This is a genomic window from Nonomuraea sp. NPDC049637 (assembly GCF_040675235.1).
Taxonomy (GTDB): Bacteria; Actinomycetota; Actinomycetes; order Streptosporangiales; family Streptosporangiaceae; genus Nonomuraea.
The window spans coordinates 314477-329921 of the sequence record NZ_JBFAOM010000002.1 but is presented as its reverse complement, the minus strand read 5'-3'; the positions used below and the strand labels follow the sequence as shown (position 1 = coordinate 329921).

The 15445-nt window shown below is 73.2% G+C and carries 17 protein-coding genes and 1 tRNA gene; 9 read left to right on the top strand and 9 right to left on the bottom strand.

Translation table 11 applies throughout. The features are described 5' to 3' along the window. Positions 1–2: 2 nt before the first annotated feature. Both AB0J71_RS04005 and AB0J71_RS04000 read left to right on the top strand, forming a co-directional pair. Entirely contained in the window at positions 3–1175 is a 1173-nt protein-coding gene (locus AB0J71_RS04005; RefSeq protein ID WP_364412590.1) for an MFS transporter, read from the top strand. 14 nt (positions 1176–1189) lie between these two features. Next, a complete protein-coding gene (locus AB0J71_RS04000) occupies positions 1190–1855 on the top strand; it encodes a hypothetical protein (RefSeq protein WP_352323952.1) in 666 nt (221 codons plus the stop codon). Here the strand turns inward: AB0J71_RS04000 and AB0J71_RS03995 are convergent. Together AB0J71_RS03995 and AB0J71_RS03990 are read right to left on the bottom strand one after the other, a co-directional pair. Further along, positions 1827–2363: a cysteine dioxygenase family protein gene (locus AB0J71_RS03995; protein ID WP_352323951.1), complete on the bottom strand. Its 537-nt coding sequence runs from the start codon at positions 2361–2363 to the stop codon at positions 1827–1829. The two genes, AB0J71_RS04000 and AB0J71_RS03995, sit on opposite strands and share 29 nt — an antisense overlap. 377 nt (positions 2364–2740) lie before the next feature. After that, positions 2741–3601: an amidohydrolase gene (locus AB0J71_RS03990; RefSeq protein WP_352319460.1), complete on the bottom strand. Its 861-nt coding sequence runs from the start codon at positions 3599–3601 to the stop codon at positions 2741–2743. A gap of 241 nt (positions 3602–3842) precedes the next feature. Between AB0J71_RS03990 and AB0J71_RS03985 the strand changes: the two genes are divergently transcribed. Further along, the gene (locus AB0J71_RS03985; protein ID WP_352319462.1) at positions 3843–4826 is read left to right on the top strand and encodes a LacI family DNA-binding transcriptional regulator; all 984 of its coding nucleotides are present in this window, start codon (positions 3843–3845) and stop codon (positions 4824–4826) included. Here AB0J71_RS03985 and AB0J71_RS03980 read toward each other — a convergent pair. Beyond that, a complete protein-coding gene (locus AB0J71_RS03980) occupies positions 4768–6099 on the bottom strand; it encodes an aromatic amino acid lyase (RefSeq protein ID WP_364412587.1) in 1332 nt (443 codons plus the stop codon). The genes AB0J71_RS03985 and AB0J71_RS03980 overlap by 59 nt on opposite strands. An 11-nt stretch (positions 6100–6110) precedes the next feature. Then, positions 6111–6491, bottom strand: coding sequence for a phage holin family protein (locus AB0J71_RS03975; protein WP_352319465.1), 381 nt, complete (start codon positions 6489–6491; stop codon positions 6111–6113). A gap of 115 nt (positions 6492–6606) precedes the next feature. Between AB0J71_RS03975 and AB0J71_RS03970 the strand changes: the two genes are divergently transcribed. After that, positions 6607–6882, top strand: coding sequence for a hypothetical protein (locus tag AB0J71_RS03970; protein WP_352319467.1), 276 nt, complete (start codon positions 6607–6609; stop codon positions 6880–6882). 7 nt (positions 6883–6889) lie between these two features. On the opposite strand, the gene AB0J71_RS03965 is transcribed toward AB0J71_RS03970, so the two are convergent. Both AB0J71_RS03965 and AB0J71_RS03960 read right to left on the bottom strand, forming a co-directional pair. Next, on the bottom strand, positions 6890–7663 hold the full coding sequence (locus AB0J71_RS03965; protein ID WP_352319469.1) for an FAD:protein FMN transferase: 774 nt from the start codon (positions 7661–7663) through the stop codon (positions 6890–6892). 50 nt (positions 7664–7713) lie between these two features. Continuing rightward, positions 7714–8424: a hypothetical protein gene (locus AB0J71_RS03960; protein WP_364412584.1), complete on the bottom strand. Its 711-nt coding sequence runs from the start codon at positions 8422–8424 to the stop codon at positions 7714–7716. Positions 8425–8476: 52 nt separating this feature from the next. On the opposite strand from AB0J71_RS03960, the gene AB0J71_RS03955 reads away from it, so the two are divergent. The 4 genes from AB0J71_RS03955 (at position 8477) to AB0J71_RS03940 (ending at position 12647) form a co-directional block, all read left to right on the top strand. Further along, the gene (locus AB0J71_RS03955) at positions 8477–8869 is read left to right on the top strand and encodes an OsmC family protein (protein WP_352319472.1); all 393 of its coding nucleotides are present in this window, start codon (positions 8477–8479) and stop codon (positions 8867–8869) included. A gap of 286 nt (positions 8870–9155) precedes the next feature. Then, positions 9156–10079, top strand: a complete 924-nt coding sequence (locus AB0J71_RS03950) for a nucleoside hydrolase (protein WP_364412581.1) — start codon at positions 9156–9158, stop codon at positions 10077–10079. A gap of 41 nt (positions 10080–10120) precedes the next feature. Further along, positions 10121–10197, top strand: a tRNA-Lys gene (locus tag AB0J71_RS03945). Between the two features lie 80 nt (positions 10198–10277). Then, positions 10278–12647, top strand: coding sequence for a helicase-associated domain-containing protein (locus AB0J71_RS03940; RefSeq protein WP_364412579.1), 2370 nt, complete (start codon positions 10278–10280; stop codon positions 12645–12647). Here the strand turns inward: AB0J71_RS03940 and AB0J71_RS03935 are convergent, their stop codons facing one another. After that, the gene (locus AB0J71_RS03935; protein WP_352319477.1) at positions 12648–13208 is read right to left on the bottom strand and encodes an NADAR family protein; all 561 of its coding nucleotides are present in this window, start codon (positions 13206–13208) and stop codon (positions 12648–12650) included. Positions 13209–13249: 41 nt separating this feature from the next. Then, complete coding sequence (locus AB0J71_RS03930; RefSeq protein ID WP_352319479.1) at positions 13250–14098, bottom strand: DUF4429 domain-containing protein; 849 nt, start codon at positions 14096–14098, stop codon at positions 13250–13252. A gap of 31 nt (positions 14099–14129) precedes the next feature. Here AB0J71_RS03930 and AB0J71_RS03925 point away from each other — a divergent pair, with 31 nt between their 5' ends. Continuing rightward, a complete protein-coding gene (locus AB0J71_RS03925; RefSeq protein ID WP_352319481.1) occupies positions 14130–14714 on the top strand; it encodes an HD domain-containing protein in 585 nt (194 codons plus the stop codon). Here the strand turns inward: AB0J71_RS03925 and AB0J71_RS03920 are convergent. After that, positions 14702–15421: a FadR/GntR family transcriptional regulator gene (locus tag AB0J71_RS03920; RefSeq protein ID WP_352319483.1), complete on the bottom strand. Its 720-nt coding sequence runs from the start codon at positions 15419–15421 to the stop codon at positions 14702–14704. The two genes, AB0J71_RS03925 and AB0J71_RS03920, sit on opposite strands and share 13 nt — an antisense overlap. Positions 15422–15445 lie beyond the last annotated feature (24 nt).

The following is a 15445-nucleotide window of genomic DNA, read 5'->3' as shown; positions in this document are numbered from 1 at the left end:
CTATGCCGTTGCGACACGCCTTGCTGGTGGCCGGGTTCGTGCTGGCCGCGCTCAACCTGAGGCCCGCCATCGCGGGCCTGTCACCGCTCCTCGACGAGATCATGAAGGACCTGGGGCTGTCGCCGTCCGGCGGCGGCGCGATCACCACCGTCATGGTGGTCTGCCTGGGCGTGTTCGGCCCGGTGGCCCCGCTGCTCGCCCGGCGCATCGGCCTGGACAGGACGCTGCTGGCCGGCCTGCTCGTGGTCGCGGCGGGCGAGTGCCTGCGCGGGCTCGACGGCGTGCCCATGCTCTACCTGGGCTCGGCGCTGGCCGCGACCGCCATCGCCGTCATGAACGTCTCCATGCCCGGCATCGTCAAGCAGCACTTCCCCGACCGCGTCAACCTGCTCACCGGCGTCTACGTCGCGGCCGTGGTGGCCGGCGCGGCCGGGGCCTCGGCCCTGGTGATCCCGCTGGAGCGGGCCACCGGCTTCGACTGGCGCGGCGTCTCGGCGCTGCTCGCCGTGCCCGCCGTGCTCGCGGCCCTGCTCTGGCTGCCGCAGGCGGTCCGCGGCGGCCCCGCCGAGCAGGGCGGCCCGCGACCGTTCGGCGCCGTCCTGCGCAGCCGCGTCACCTGGTACGTGACCGCCCTCATGGGCCTGCAGTCGCTCACCTTCTACGTCATGCTGGCCTGGCTGCCGACCATCTTCCTCGACGCCGGCCTGCCCGCCGACCAGGCCGGCTACCTGCTCAGCCTGACGAACCTGGTCCAGGTCGCGACCTCGCTCGCGGTGCCGGTGCTGGCCGGCCGCCGGGCCTCGCAGGTGCCGTACGTGGTGGGCGCCGGCGTGCTGACCGTGCTCGGCTACCTCGGCGTGCTGCTGGCCCCGGCCACCGTGCCGTGGGTGTGGATGATCGTGCTCGGCATCGGCCAGGGGGCCTCGTTCGCGCTGGCGCTGCTGATCATCGCCCTGCGCCCGGCCGATCCGGCCGGCGTGACGGCGCTGTCGGCCGTCGCCCAGTCGGTGGGGTACGTCGTGGCCGCGCTGGGCCCACTGCTGTTCGGCTACCTGCGGGAGGTGTCGGGCGGCTGGACCGTTCCGCTGACGGTCGGCCTGGGGGTTCTGGGGGCCCAGCTGGTGGCTGGATGGTTCGCCGGACGCCCTGCTACCTTAGGTAAGGCTAACCTGTAGAAGGGATCCGCAGCGTGCTGACCGAGGCTCTCCAGCGTCTGGCCGACGGCCGGGGCGGTGTCATCGGGGTCGAGCCAGGGCTCGTCATCGACCCCGACGAGAGCTGGACGGCCGCCGCCGACCTGGCGCGGGAGCCGTACACGCTGCTGGAGGGCCTGGTCGCGCAGACGGCAGCACGCTGGAACGCGCCGCGGCACGTCGGCGCGGCGCTGTTCTGGAAGACCTTCGGCTACTGGCACAGCCTGCCCATGGCGCTCGGCTGGGCCCTCGACGGCCGCATCCCCGTCATGCGGCTGGCCGACACCTACTTCAAGGTCTCCGACGCCGGCGTGACGATCGCCGCCAGCCGCGTGAGCTGGGGCACCGGCGTCGAACCCATCCGCGAATCGCTGGCCGAGGCGCAGCAGCCGCTGGTCAAGGCCATCAGCGCGCTCGCCAAGGTCGGCGAGCGCACCTTGTGGGGCTCGACCGCCGAGGCGTTCGCCCACCCGCTGACCAGCATCGTCAAGGGCGACTACATGGCCCTGCTCGCCGAGCTCGGCAGCCCGGTCGACGGGCTGGTCGAGCCCGCCGACGACGGCTACTTCCGCAGGACGTGCTGCCTGTGGATCACCCTGCCCGACGTCGAGGCGTGCGGGAGCTGCTGCGTGCTCAGGCCACAGCGACCGGCTCGTCCATAGGACGCAACTCGTCGGCGTAGCTCACCGACACCCGGCGCATGACGCCGCTGTCGTCGATGGAGTACTGGCCGAGCCGCCACAACGGCGGCGAGTACGCGTGGATCGAGACGCTCTCGCCCTCCGCGCCGCCGAGCCGGTGGATGTGGTCGGGCCCGAACGAGAACGACTGTCCGGCCGGCACCACGGTCTCCAGGTGCTCGCCGCCGATGCGCGGGTTGCACTCCTGCAACGCCCCCTGCACGACGTGCACCGCGCCCGAGGAGATGTCGTGGTCGTGCCAGCCCGTGTCGTCCTCAGGACGCCAGCACAGCACCCAGACGTCCACATAGGCGTCCCGGTACAGGGAGGCGTAGTGCCGTCCGCCGTCGGCCGGGAAGTCGACCATGTCACGCCACTCCTGCGGGTTGGCGGCCAGCTCGTCGACCAGGTCGCGCAGCTCACGCCGGTCGAGCGTCCGCTCCGGCAGCCCGGCACACACGCCCCCGCCCTGGATCTGGATGTCACTCACGTACGAGTCTCCTTTCTGTATCTAATTGCCTCACTCCGTGAGGCGGCTCGGTCGCCATACGCCGGCGCCTTCCCCCGCTCTGGTCGCTTCGCTCCCGCCGCTCCTCCAGGCGCCGGCACTCCCTCGCGGATCTAATTGCCTCACTGCGTGAGGCGGGCTCGGTCGCCATATGCCGGCGCCTTCCCCCGCTCTGGTCGCTTCGCTCCCGCCGCTCCTCCAGGCGCCGGCACTCCCTCGCGGATCTAATTGCCTCACTGCGTGAGGCGGGCTCGGTCGCCATATGCCGGCGCCTTCCCCCGCTCTGGTCGCTTCGCTCCCGCCGCTCCTCCAGGCGCCGGCACTCCCTCGCGCGTCCAATGGCCTGCTTGGTCGCGGGGTCATGGTTGGGGGAGGCCCAGGAGGCGGCGGGGGTTGGTGGACTGGATGGCGTGGCGGGCGGCGGTGCCGAGGCCGGGGTCGGGGGCGGTGGCGTACGGGGCGTCGGAGCCGTTGACGACGACGTCCACGCCCAGCTCGCGGACGATCGCGTCGATGGCACGCGGCCCGTACGACGACGTCTCCACGTAGAAACCGGGATCGACCAGGCCGCGCCCGGTGCCGCCACGGGCGATGAGCCGTTCGGAGTGCAGCGGCGCCAGCCCGGCCAGCAGCGCGAAGCACACCCGCAGCCGAGGGTGCCGGGGCCGGACCACGGCGTGGAAGTGGTGCCAGGCCGCGTGCATCTGCTGCACGTACGGCACCAGCGCCGGCCACCACGGCGGCGTCCCCGGCGGCGGCGGCACGGCGGCCGGCCCGGGATGCACGAACAGCGGCAGGTCCCGCTCGGTGAGCACGTCGAGCAGCCGGTCGTCCGGTACGGCGGTGGCCGGGATCTGCAGCCCGGCCAGCCCCCGGTCGAGGTCCTTGGCCAGCCGCTCCGGATCGGGCTCGCTGTGACAGGTCGCCGCCCACACCCCGAACGGCTCGCCCAGCCCGAGCGCGCCCTCGTGGTAGGCGTCGATCAGCGGCCACGCCTCCTCCGGCGGCAGGAACTCCACGCCCAGCGGGCTCGACATCGACACCAGCGCCAGGTCGAGCCCGGTCGTGTCGCGGTGCTCGTGGTCGGCCGGGTTCACCTCGTACGGCGGCTCGCCGTCGAGCAGCAGCGTCCAGCCGTCGAGCCGGGGCGGGACGGTGCGAGCGCGCAGCGCGGCGACGAACGAACCCGTCCACAGGTGCTGGTGCACGTCGATGCTCACGATCACACCTCCCTCTATTTCCTACTGAGATTACAGGTAAACGAAGTGTACTGCGAAATCAAGCAGGTGAACCGTTTCAGTGATACGGTTCAGTGAACCGCTTCACTGTCCTGTTTGTCAACGGTTCGCACGTCGAGGACGGGCCGAGAAGAAACCGGCGAGCCCGTGCGGGAGTCCGGCTTCTGTCGGTGGCAGGCAATAGGCTGGCGGGATGCCGCGGAAGAGAGCGACGATTCGGGAAGTGGCCCGCGCGACCGGCCTGTCTCCGGCGGCCGTCTCCTATGCGCTGCGTGGCATGCAGGTCTCGGAGGAGACGATGGAGCGCGTGCGCGCCGCCGCCGCCGAGCTCGGCTACGAGGCCGACCCCATCGCCAGGGCCCTGGCCAGCGGCCGCACGGGCATGATCGGCCTGCTCTGCGGCTCGCTCGAAGACCTGTGGCAGCAGTCGCTGGCGGTCGGCATCAGCAGGGGCCTGCGGGAGAAGGACCGCTACGCCCTGATCCTCGACGCGGTCGGCGACCCCGACCGCGAGCGCGCGCTCGCCCAGCAGCTCCGCGACCAGCGCGTCGACGGCATGATCGTGCAGCCGGTCGACCCGGCCGCGCCGTTCTGGGCCGAGCTGTGCGAGTCGCTGCCGGTCGTCGCGATCGGCGACTCACTGGCGGGCACGGCGGGCGAGGTCGTCTTCGACAACCGCCGGGGCGTCACGCTGGCCCTGGAACACCTGGCCGGCCTCGGTCACCGCCGGGTGGCCGTGCTCACGCCCACCCAGGCCAGCACCCCCGACCGTCCGGCCGACGTGCACGTCCTGGCCGAGGCCGACCGGCTGGGGCTCGACATCCAGGTCGTCACGGCCCCCCACGACCTGGCGGCGGCCACCTCGGCGGCCCACGAGATCCTCTCCACGTCCAGGCCGGGCGCGGTCTTCTGCTTCGCCGACTCCATCGCCTACGGCGTCTACGCCGCGGCCAAGGAGCTGGGCCTGTCCATCCCGGGCGACGTGTCGGTCATGGGCTACGACGACCACCCCATGTCGGGGCTGCTCACCCCCGGCCTGACCACCGTCGACTGGGACATCGACGGCATCGTCAGGGCCGCGGTGCGGCTCATCGCGGCCGCGGCCGACGGCGGCACCCGCCGCCGCCGGGTGGTTCAGGAGCCGACGCTCAGGGAGCGCGGCTCGGTCGCGCAAGCGCCGCCCGCGCCTCGTCCAGCTCGTCGGTGAGCTGCCCGTCGGGCTGTGCCCCCTTGCGGGCCCGCACGGCGGCGACGCGCTCGCAGGCCAGCACGATCTCCAGCGGTTCGAGGCAGCGCAGCGCGTGGCGGGCGGCCTGGGTGGCGAAACCGGCGTGGTCCTCGGTGCCCAGCGAGATCACCGCGGTCCCGGTCGTCACGGGCGCCGCGAGGTGGCGCAGCTCGGCCAGGGCGTCCTGGGCCACGTACTCCAGGATCATCAGCCCGGAGGCGCCCGGCCGGTCGGCCAGGAACGGCAGCTGCCCGGTGTAGGCGGGGTTCATGAGGGTGGCCAGGCGGGCGGTGCTGAGCTGGGCGGTCTGGGCCAGCGCGGCGCGCAGCGCGTCGAGGGCCAGGGCCACCGGGGCCGAGTGGAAGTTGCCGTTGTGCCAGGCCAGGGTGCCGGTGATGAGCGGGTTCTCGGTGGCGGCGTTCAGGTCGGTCTCGACGGTGGCGGTGGCACGCTCCAACGCGTCCACGGCCGCGCCGTGCACCTGCGCGAAGGCGCGGTAGCCGTACGGGTCCTGGACGCGGGTGGCCAGCTCGTGGGTGAGCAGTCCGCGCAGGCGTCCGGCCACGCGCGACTGGCCCGGATGCGGCCTGGCCTCCTGGACGGCGGCGGCCAGCGGCTCGGCGGAGGCGTCCACAGCGGTGAAGGACAGGGCGGCCACGTCGACGGCGGCCGCCAGCAGAGCGCCCAGCCGGTGGCAGGCCAGCGCGGCGTCGGCGAGCGTGGCCGCGCCCGAGCTGATGAAGGGCAGCGCGTCGCCGGAGTCGAGCGCGAAGCGCGGCCCGGCCGTCTCCTCGCCCGCCCGCCGCCAGGGCACCTCGCCCAGCAGGCACAGGGCCGTGGTGGCGAGCGCGGTCAGGTCGCCGGTGCCGATCGCGCCGTACGTGCGGACCGGCGGCGTGAACCCGCCCGCGACCGCCTCGGCCAGGACGGGCAGCACGGCCGGGTCGATGCCCGAGCCGCCCGCCATGAGCTGGTTGAGCCGTACGACGAGCATGGCCCGCGCGCGTTCGTCGGCCACCAGGGGGCCCGCTCCGCAGGCGTGGCTGCGCAGCAGGTCGAGGCCGGGGGAGTCGAGCCGGACGTCCCGGTTGGCGCCCACGCCCGTGCTGCGGCCGTAGACCGGGCCGGTCAGCCCCTGGGCGGTGGCCCACGAGGCCCGGGCCCGATCGAGGGGACCGATCGTGACCCGGGCCCGGCCGTGGGCGGCTTCGTGCACCTGGGCGCAGGTCAGGCCGGCGCCGTTGAGCTGCATGGGGAGGGGGATCAGTCGTTGTCGGGGATGAACAGGCCGAGCAGCCAGCTGACCACGCTGATGATGATCGCGCCCCAGAAGGCGGCCGGGTAGAAGTTGTCGACGTGGAAGGGGATGTCGAACTGGCCGGCGATCCAGCTCGTCAGCAGCAGCATGGCCGCGTTGATGACGAGGAGGAACAACCCGAGGGTCAGCACGATGACCGCGCAGCCCAGCGCCTTGACGATCGGCTTCACGATGGCGTTGACGACACCGAAGATCAGGGCCACGAGGAGCAGGACGCCCCAGTACTTGGCCGAGTTCTCCGGGGCGGTGATCTTGATGCCGTCGAGGAGCTGGATGGCGACCCAGAGGGCGGCGGCCGCGGCCACGGTTCTGATGATGAATCTCACGCTGGTTGATCCTCCCACTTCGCGATCGCCGGCGCGATACATCGACGGTGCGAAGCCGATCGATCGCGCACGGTGGCGGCGGTTACCTGTGACTCATGTCGGGAAAGGGAGCGGGATGGACGCTAATGGTCTTGATTCGTTGCCCGCGGCGGAGTTGCACGACCGAGCGGTGCGGTACGCCGTACGCCATGGGGATCTGGGCTTCCTGTGGAACCTGCTGAAGGTGATCCCGGCCGCCGAGGCCGCGAGCGGTCACGAGAGTGAGACCGCCAACGACCTCAGCCGGGTGTCCGCGCTGCTCAGCGACGCGCTCGCGGCGGGCGAGGGTGAGCTGGGCGAGGCGTTGCGCCCGATCTACCTGGAATATCTGCGCGATCACCCCGACGCCTGAGCCGCGCTCAGCCCGCCAGGCGCGCCCCCGCGGCGATGCCAGAGATGCCCGGCGTGCTGACCTCCTGGCCGTCCCGGAGCACGATCATGGTGTCGTACGCGCCGGCCTGGGCCAGGTCGGTCGCGAAACGCCTGGCCAGGGTGGGGCCCATGGCGTACATGGCGGTGGCGTAGGCGTCGGCCACGCCGAGGTCGGGGCCGATCACGGTGACCGAGCCGAGCGTCTGCTGGCGTTCCCCGGTGCGCGGGTCCACCACGGCCGCGCCGCCCGAGGTGGCGATGCCGAGGTCGTGGGCGAACAGCGCCTTCCTGACGACGTCGGTGTGCGGGTCGCGGATGCCGACGCGCCACGGCTTGCCCGGGGCGGCCGAGCCGCGCACCCTGATGTCGCCGCCCGCGTTGATGCGGTGGTCGCCGGCGCCGGCGTTGCACAGCGCCCGCGACAGGCGTTCCAGGGCCCAGCCCTTGATGTAGCCGGACGGGTCGATCACGCCGTTGATCCGGTGCTCGAACCAGCCGCCGGTGGCCTCGCTCAGTTCCTCGCAGCGGTGCAGGACCTCGACGAGCTCGGGGATCTGCCTGATGGTCAGGCCGTGGTTGAGTCGCCAGATCTGGCTGTCCTCCTTGGCCGGGCTGAAGGTGTCTGCCACCCAGCGCAACCAGGAGAAGGCGTCGTCGAGCAGGGGGGTGAGCTCTCGGGCCGGCAGAGCCGTGCGGATGTCGACGCTGACGGGCATGCCCATGACCGTGTCGACACGGGCGCTTCCGGGGAAAATCGTCACCTGGCCTCCTTGTCCGCTGCCCACGCTCTCACGTCGGCCGTAACGTGGGCCTAAGCCTTTTGCGCTGATTTGAAATGAACCTGTGACCTCGGGATCGCGAGGCGTGACAACGCGCCGCCGACGTACCGGGTGAACGGGCGCGGGCCCTCGACGACCACCTCGCGTTCGGCGATGTCGGGGATCTCGCGGCTGAGCCCGGAGGCGCTGATGCGCTCCTTGGCCCTCGGGTCGTGCTCGGCGCCGGTGACGAGGATGAGACCGTACCTGGCCTCCAGGTCGCGCAGCTCGCTGGTGGCGCGCTCGGCCCGGTAGACGGCCACGGTGTCCGTCCTGGTGCTCGCGCCGGCCAGCCGGGTGCGCAGGGTGTCCGGGTCCAGGCCGGACGCGATCAGCACCCGGCCCCTGGCCTGCTGGACGACGGTGTGGCTGCGGACCGCCATGACGGCCGCCATCGCGTACAGCAGGAGCGAGCCGACGCGGCTGAGTTCCGTCACGTACGCGGTGGAGCTCAGCTCGTGGGCCACCAGCAGCGCGCCGGCCAGGTAGCCGCCGAGCCGCAGCCGCTGCCGGGCCTGCTCGGTGCGGAGCAGGTCGGCGGCCTTGACGGTGGCGAAACCGAGCGCGACGAGCAACGCCGCGGCGGCGTAGGCGGTGGGCCGCCAGGGGTAGCCGAACCCCGGCTGGATCGCGCCGAACTCGGCGACCGCGACCCCGCACCAGAAGAGGATGGGACCGTGACTCGCATTCACCTCACTAGCCATGTCTACGACGATGCTGAAGGAACATGAGAGCTTTCTGAGTAAGGTCTGAAACATGGCTAACGTGCGTGTTGAGCGGACAGAAGACGGCGGTTTCCGGGCCACGAACGCCCGCGGCGCCGAGGTGAAGATCGGCGGCGGCGACGACGAGGGCGTGTTCACCCCGGTCGAGCTGCTGCTCGCGGCGGTGGGCGGCTGCAACATCGTGACCGTCGAGCCGCTCACGGCCAAGCGCGGGCACCGGCTGGTGCGCCTGGCCATGACGGTGGAGTCGGAGAAGGTCGAGCCGAACAAGCTCGGGCCGGTGACGGTCACCTACGACGTGGAGCTGCCCTCGGAGGAGGCCGACGAGGTCTTCAGGGCGGTGGCCGGGCGGGTGCACGACAAGTACTGCACGGTGAGCAGATCGTTGCAGGACGGTACAGAGGTTCGATTGGAGCTTCCCTAGTCGGATTAAACGCTTATTCGACCCCGTTATGACGCGACCGTTGCATTCGTCTCGGTAGCGTTGTAGCAGGTCGAGAGGCCACAACAGACCTTCACCGATGCGGACGCGGAGGGGGACCGCGGTCCGCGAGTGCGGGACCGCCGACGTTTTTGGGGGAAGACGTCGGCCTGGACCGCCACCGATCGGGGCCGGGCAGATTTGGGGGAACTGCCCGGCCCCGATCCATGCCCGCAGCCGGCCACGGGGCTGTCCCGCCTGTCGTCGGCCATGCGTATTGTCCTGTGGTGTGAAGAAAGTTCTCATCGACTGCGACCCCGGCATCGACGACGCGCTCGCCCTGGCCCTCGCCGCCGGCTCCCCCGACCTCGACGTCGTGGGCGTCACCACCGTGGGCGGCAACGTCGACCTGGAGCTGACCACCGCGAACGCGCTGGCGCTGCGGGAGTTCCTCGACCTCGGCGACGTGCCGGTCACGGCCGGCAGCGCGAGCGCCCTGCTGCACCGCACGGTCCGCGCCGGCCACGTGCACGGCGACACCGGTCTCGGCGACGTCGTCCTGCCCGCCCCCGTGCGTCCCCTGTCCGAGGGGCACGCGGTGGACTTCATCGTGGACGCCCTGCGTGCCGCCCCGGGGGAGATCACGCTGGTCGCGGTGGGCCCGCTGACCAACATCGCCCTCGCCGTACGCCGGGAGCCCCGCGTCGTGGAGTGGGCCAGGGAGCTGGTGATCATGGGTGGCTCGTACACCCGGGGGAACCACAACCCGGCGGCCGAGTTCAACATGCTGGCCGACCCCGAGGCCGCCGCGATCGTCTTCGAGGCCGGCTGGCAGGTACGCCAGCTCGGCCTTGACGTGACCCTGTCCGCCCTGGTCACCGCGGACGTGCTCGACCGCATGCGGCCGCTCGGCCGGCTGTCGGAGCTGCTGGTGCCCGCCGCGCAGTTCTACGGCGTGGTGACGGCCGAAGGCGGCCCGGCCATCCACGACGCCTGCGCCGTGGCGTACGTGCTGGACCCGACGCTGTTCACCTGCGTGCCGGCCGTGGTCAACGTGGAGACCGCCGGGACGTACACGCGGGGGATGACCGTCACCGACTTCGACCTGCGCGGACGGCCGTCGAACGCGCTGGTGGCGACGTCCGTGGACGTGAAGGGCTTCTGGGACCTGGTGCTGGGGGCGTACGGGCGGCTGGGGGAGCGGCTCGGCTGATGTGCGGGCACCGTCCGGCGGCTGATACAGTTAACCCTGTTGCGCCGCTAGCTCAGTTGGTTAGAGCAGCTGACTCTTAATCAGCGGGTCCGGGGTTCGAGTCCCTGGCGGCGCACCACACCGAAACCGCCTGGTTCACCAGGCGGTTTCGCTGCTTTCCGGGCCTCTTCGCTCTCCGCGGCTTGCGACAATCGGTCGGTGGACGAGACGTTTCCGGGGTGGCTGGCGGGGCTGGGGCGCGAGCGGCTGGCCGAGCTGCTGGCGGCGCGGCCCGACGTGTTGCGGCCCGTGCCGCCGCGGCGGCTGGCCGAGCTGGCCGAGCGGCTCGACGCGCCGGAGTCGGTGCACCTGGCGCTGTCCCGGACCCCGCTGCCCTGCCTGCTGCTGGTGGAGGCGATCCTGGTGGCGGCCCGCAGCGGCCGGCCGCTGGCCGGCCTGGTGGCCGCCGGCGACGAGCTGCCGGGGCTGATCGACCGGCTCGAACGCGTGGCGCTCGTACGGCGGGGTGAGGGCGGGGCGCTGCACCCGGCCGCCGGGTTGCCCGCGGTGCTGCCGACGCCCCTGGGGCTGGGTCCCGACCTGTCCGGGGTGGTCGCGCACGTCACCGTGGCCGAGCTGATCGACGTGCACCGGCGGCTGGGCGGCACGGGCACACCGCGCAGATTGGCGCTGGTCGAGTCGATCACGGCGGCCCTCGGCGATCCCGGCAGGCTGGCCCGGCTGGTCGCCCGCGCCCCGGCGGGCACCCGCGAGCTGCTGGACGACTTCCTCGATCGCGGGCCCGCGCGGGTGCTCGACGAGTTCCCGCCGCGCGGCCAGCCCCAGCCGCGGCGGCCGGCGACGCCGGCGCGGTGGGCCCGCGACCACGGTCTCGTCTGGAGCGTCGACTGGGAGCGCACCTACGTCATGCCCATGGAGGTCGGGCTCGCGCTGCGCGGGGCCGGCCACCGGATCGACCTGCCGGTCGAGCAGCCGGCCGTCCGTACCCGGCCGGTCGCCGCCGACCTGGTCGCGCACGAGGCGTCCGTGGCCGCCCTCCGCCTCCTGGACCGGGCCGCGGCCCTGCTGCAGGACGCGGCGGCGCAGCCGTTGGCCGAGCTGCAGGGCGGCGGCGTCGGGGTGAAGGAGGTGCGCCGCCTGGCGAACCGGCTGGGCTGCGACGAGGACGAGGTCCGCCTGCTGCTGGACGTCACGCACGCCGCCGGGCTGCTGGCCGCCAACCCGCCCACGCAGGTGCGCAACCGGCGCGCGACCGAGACCCGGCGTGCCGGCATCTCGCCGACCAGGGGTTACGATGCCTGGTTGCGCCTGTCACCGGCCGACCGCTACGCCGCGCTGGTCGAGGCGTGGTGGCGGCTGCCGATCAGCCCCACCCGCCGGTACGACGGCAAACCGCGCACCCCGCTGGCCCCCGCCGGGACCGGGACACCGTCCAGCGTCATCAGGGAGGTGGTGTTCGGGCTGCTCCCGGGCGCCACGGAAACGGGAGAGACGGCGACGGGAGGGACGGCGACGGGGGAGGCGGCGGCCGTGCCGGACGCGGAGGAGGTGGCGGCGGCCGCGAGCTGGCACCTTCCGCTGCTGCAGCGGGCGAGCTGCCGCGAGGTCGTGCTCGCCGTGCTGGCCGAGTCGAGGCTGCTGGGCCTGGTCGGCGCGGACGCCCTCAGCCCGCCCGGCCTGGCCCTCCGGACGCCGTCCGGCCCGCGGGTGGGCGAGGCCGCCGCCGGGCTGCTGGCGCAGGCCCGGCGGCAGGCGTTGTTCGGGACCGACCTGACCGCCGTGGTCACCGGCCCGCCCGCCGCCGCCCTGACGGAGGTGCTCGACCGGGCCGCCGACCGCGAGCCCGGCGGTTCGTGGCGGTTCGGCGCGTCCTCGGTGCGCCGCGCCCTGGACGCCGGTCACACCGCCGCCGGCCTCCTGTCCGCCCTGGCCGAGGTGGCCGCCGGCCCGCTGCCGCAGCCCCTGACGTACCTGATCCACGACGTCGCCCGGCGGCACGGGGAGATCGAGGTGGTCCCGGTGGGCTGCTGCGTGGTGGGCGACGACGAGGCCCTGCTGGCCGAGCTGGCCGCGCATCGCGGGCTGGCCAAGCTGCGTCCGCGCCTGCTGGCCCCCACCGTCCTGGCCAGCGCGCTCGACCCGGCGCAGACCCTGGCCCTGCTCAGGGAGGCCGGGTACGCGCCGGTCGCCCGCGCGGACGACGGCTCGCTCACCGTGACCGGCCGCACGCCCCGGCGCGCCCCGGCCCGTCCGGCCGGCCGCGAGCGGGCGGTCCTCAGCCCGGAACGCGCCGCCGCCTGGCTGGTCGCCACCGCCGGCGAGCCGCCGCCGAGCCGGCACGGCCTGCGCGACGTCTTCGCCCGGTACGCCACCGCCCTGCCCCCCAAGGCCCGCGAACGGGTGGCGATGGAGCTGGAGTACCACGGCACGGCCCGGATCGTCCACGACGGCGAGGAGCTCACCGTCAGCGGTCCGGAGCTGCGCGGTGCCGACCTCGACGTGTGGTGCCACGAGCCCGCCGAGTTCCGGCTGCTGGACCTGGCGAAGATCACCGACGTGCTGACCTGATCAGGCGTCCAGCTCGTCGCGGGCCGCCATCAGGGCGAAACCGAGCAGGTTCAGCCCCCGCCAGGTCGCCGCGGACGCGGCGCGCTCGTCGTCGGCGGCCAGGCCGATGCCCCAGACCCGGTCCAGCGGGCTGGCCTCGACCAGCACGTGCGCGCGGGTGCCGACCAGGAACTCCCGCAGGTCCTGGTGGGCCCCGAACTTGGCGAGGGAGGCCCGGGTGACGATGTCGAGCCGGTGGGCCGCCCACACCGCCTCGTCGAAGCCGCGCACGGTGCGGCCGAGCTTCTTGGCCTCGCCCGGGGTCGCGGCCAGGAGGATCCGGCCGGCGCTGTCGTGGTCGCCGAACAGCCACGCCTTGTGGGCCATCATGTAGTGCTCGGCCGAGGCGAAGGTGTGGCCGCCCTCGGTGAAGGTGACCGGCCACCACTGCGACAGGCAGCCGCGGCCGGGGCCGCCGTCGCGGGCCGGGCGGTGGCCCCAGAAGTAGAGGTAGCGCGGGCGGCGGCCGTTCCGCTCCGCCTCGACGGCCTCGTCCACGGTACGGGGAAGCTGGTCGGACACCGCTCAACCGTCCCACAGGGGACGGACGCCGGCCAAGCCGATTAAAGCCGGCGGATCATGGCCTGCTTGGCCGCCGCGAACTCCTCGTCGGTCAGCACCCCGGACCGGTGCAGCTCGCCCAGCTCGGCCAGGCGGCGCAGCACCGCGTCGTGGGCGTCGCCGACGGAGGCCGCCGGCTCCAGCTCCTCGGGCTGCTCGCGCGGCAGCCGGGCCAGCACCGCGGCCCCCACCAGCGCGGTCGCGCCGCCGAAGCGCTGGATGCCCCAGGAGACGCAGTGGGGGTCCTTCTGCGGGGACGCGCCCGGCCCGTCGCCCTTGAGCCGGAAGCGGAGGGTGCCGTAGCCGAGGCCGGACTGCGGTTTCCACTCCACGCCCGTCAGTTCGGCCAGCGGGAACTCCTGCGACCCTGCTTGTTCCTTCTCCGTGCTGGCGAAACCCGTCCATTCCAGGCGGACGCGCTCGCCGTCGAAGATGGCCGTGCCGTCGCCGGCCGTGGCCGAGACGGGGATGGCGGGGCCGGGGAGCAGGTAGTGCTCGCAGGGGCCGCCAGGCGTCTGGTTGATCTCCAGGGTGTCGCGGACCTCGTCGGCGAAGTACTGGGCCGCACCGGCGCGCTCCTTGGGCACCGCCAGCCGGTACGGGTCGGCGGGCGCGGCCAGCGAGCCGGCGACGAGGTCGGACAGGGGATCGGCGCCGTAGCGCAGGCGCAGGCGGAGCTGGCCGCCCTTGCGGCCGGGCTCGAACGCGCACGTCGCGATGGCCTCCAGCGGCACGGCCACCTCGCCGAGCACCTTGCGGAGCTCGTGGACGTTCTTGTCCCCGCCGGGGACGACGCGCAGCATCTCTCCGTTGAACGTCCACGAGCCGTCGGGAACGGCGATCTCGGTCATATTCTCAGCCTAGGACGTCGAGAGGAGCCCGATGAAGATCTTCACGAGCTGGATGTCGTGGGGCCAGGCCGCCGGCCCCCTGGCCGAGGCGCTCCCGTCGCAGACCGTCACGGGGTTGCGCGAGGCGGTGCGCTTCGCCCGGACGCAGCACGGCGTGCAGCAGCGTCCCACCGGGCGGCCGTACGTGGAGCATCTGCTGGAGGCGCTGGAGGTGGCGGTGGCCGGGGCGCAGGTGCGCGACCCCGACGTGCTGACCGCGATCGTGCTGCACGACGTCCTGGAGGACACCGCGTGCACCGAGCGGGAGCTCGCCCGGCGGTTCGGCGCGGAGGTGACCGGGCTCGTCCGCTGGGTGACCAGGCCCGCCGGGCGCGCGAAGGCCGACCACCTGGCCGCGCTGGCCAAGGCCCCGGCGCAGGCGGTGCTGGTGAAGCTGGCCGACCGGGTCAGCAACGTGCAGGAGTTGCAGCGCCTCCACTGGCGGTTCCAGAAGCGCTACTACCACGAGACCGTCGCCCACATCGTGCCGCTGGCCGCGCCCCACCCCTGGTTCGCCGAGTGGTACGAGGAGTGGCGGCGGCCGTGGGCCAGGCGCGTGGCCCGCTACCCCGACTGATCCCCCAGCCGCGCCAGCCGGTTGCGCACGCCGTCGAAGTGCGCGTAGACGGCCGACACCGCGGCGGCCCGGTCGCCGGCCAGCACCGCGGCGTAGATGTCGCGGTGCCGCCTGGCCACGTCGCCGGGCGGCTCGTCGGGGGCGCCGAGGTGGTCGCGGAGCTGGTGGTAGACGTCCCAGAAGGCGCCGAGGAGCTGGCTGACCAGCGGGTTGCCGAGCGGCCGGTAGAGCAGGTCGTGGAAGAGCCGGTCGGTCTCGGGGGAGACCTCGCCGACCTGCGACTCGTGGTCCATGCGGGCCATGACGTCGGCCACCGGGGCGAGGTCGGCCTCCGGGCCGAGGTCGATGAGCCGCTGGACGAGCCCGCTCTCCAGGATCTCGCGGATCTCGATGAGGTGCGCCAGGTGGTTGCGGCCGTTCTGCAGGGTGATGCGGCTGTGGAAGGCCAGCTCGTCCACCAGGCCGGACAGCGACATCCGGCCGACGAACATGCCGAAGCCGTGGCGGATGTCCACGATGCCGACCGCCTGCAGAGCCTTCAGCGCCTCCCGTACGGAGTTGCGGCTGACCTGGAGCTCCTCCATGAGCTCCGACTCCGTGGGCAGCGGGTCGCCCGCGACCAGCCCGCGCCTGACGATCAGGTCTTTGACGCCCTCCTGGGCCTCGACGGCCCGGCTGGGACGTGCCGGACGCGGGACTGCGGCCATGAAGCTTCCTTTCGTCGTAGGTAA

Bases quoted from the DNA above. Each gene is read 5' to 3' on its own strand.
- AB0J71_RS03925 (WP_352319481.1), top strand. From the start codon at position 14,130: ATGAAGATCTTCACGAGCTGGATGTCGTGGGGCCAGGCCGCCGGCCCC.
- AB0J71_RS03955 (WP_352319472.1), top strand. From the start codon at position 8,477: ATGGCTAACGTGCGTGTTGAGCGGACAGAAGACGGCGGTTTCCGGGCC.
- AB0J71_RS03920 (WP_352319483.1), bottom strand. From the start codon at position 15,421: ATGGCCGCAGTCCCGCGTCCGGCACGTCCCAGCCGGGCCGTCGAGGCC.
- AB0J71_RS03960 (WP_364412584.1), bottom strand. From the start codon at position 8,424: ATGGCTAGTGAGGTGAATGCGAGTCACGGTCCCATCCTCTTCTGGTGC.
- AB0J71_RS03930 (WP_352319479.1), bottom strand. From the start codon at position 14,098: ATGACCGAGATCGCCGTTCCCGACGGCTCGTGGACGTTCAACGGAGAG.
- AB0J71_RS03970 (WP_352319467.1), top strand. From the start codon at position 6,607: ATGGACGCTAATGGTCTTGATTCGTTGCCCGCGGCGGAGTTGCACGAC.
- AB0J71_RS04005 (WP_364412590.1), top strand. From the start codon at position 3: ATGCCGTTGCGACACGCCTTGCTGGTGGCCGGGTTCGTGCTGGCCGCG.
- AB0J71_RS03980 (WP_364412587.1), bottom strand. From the start codon at position 6,099: ATGCAGCTCAACGGCGCCGGCCTGACCTGCGCCCAGGTGCACGAAGCC.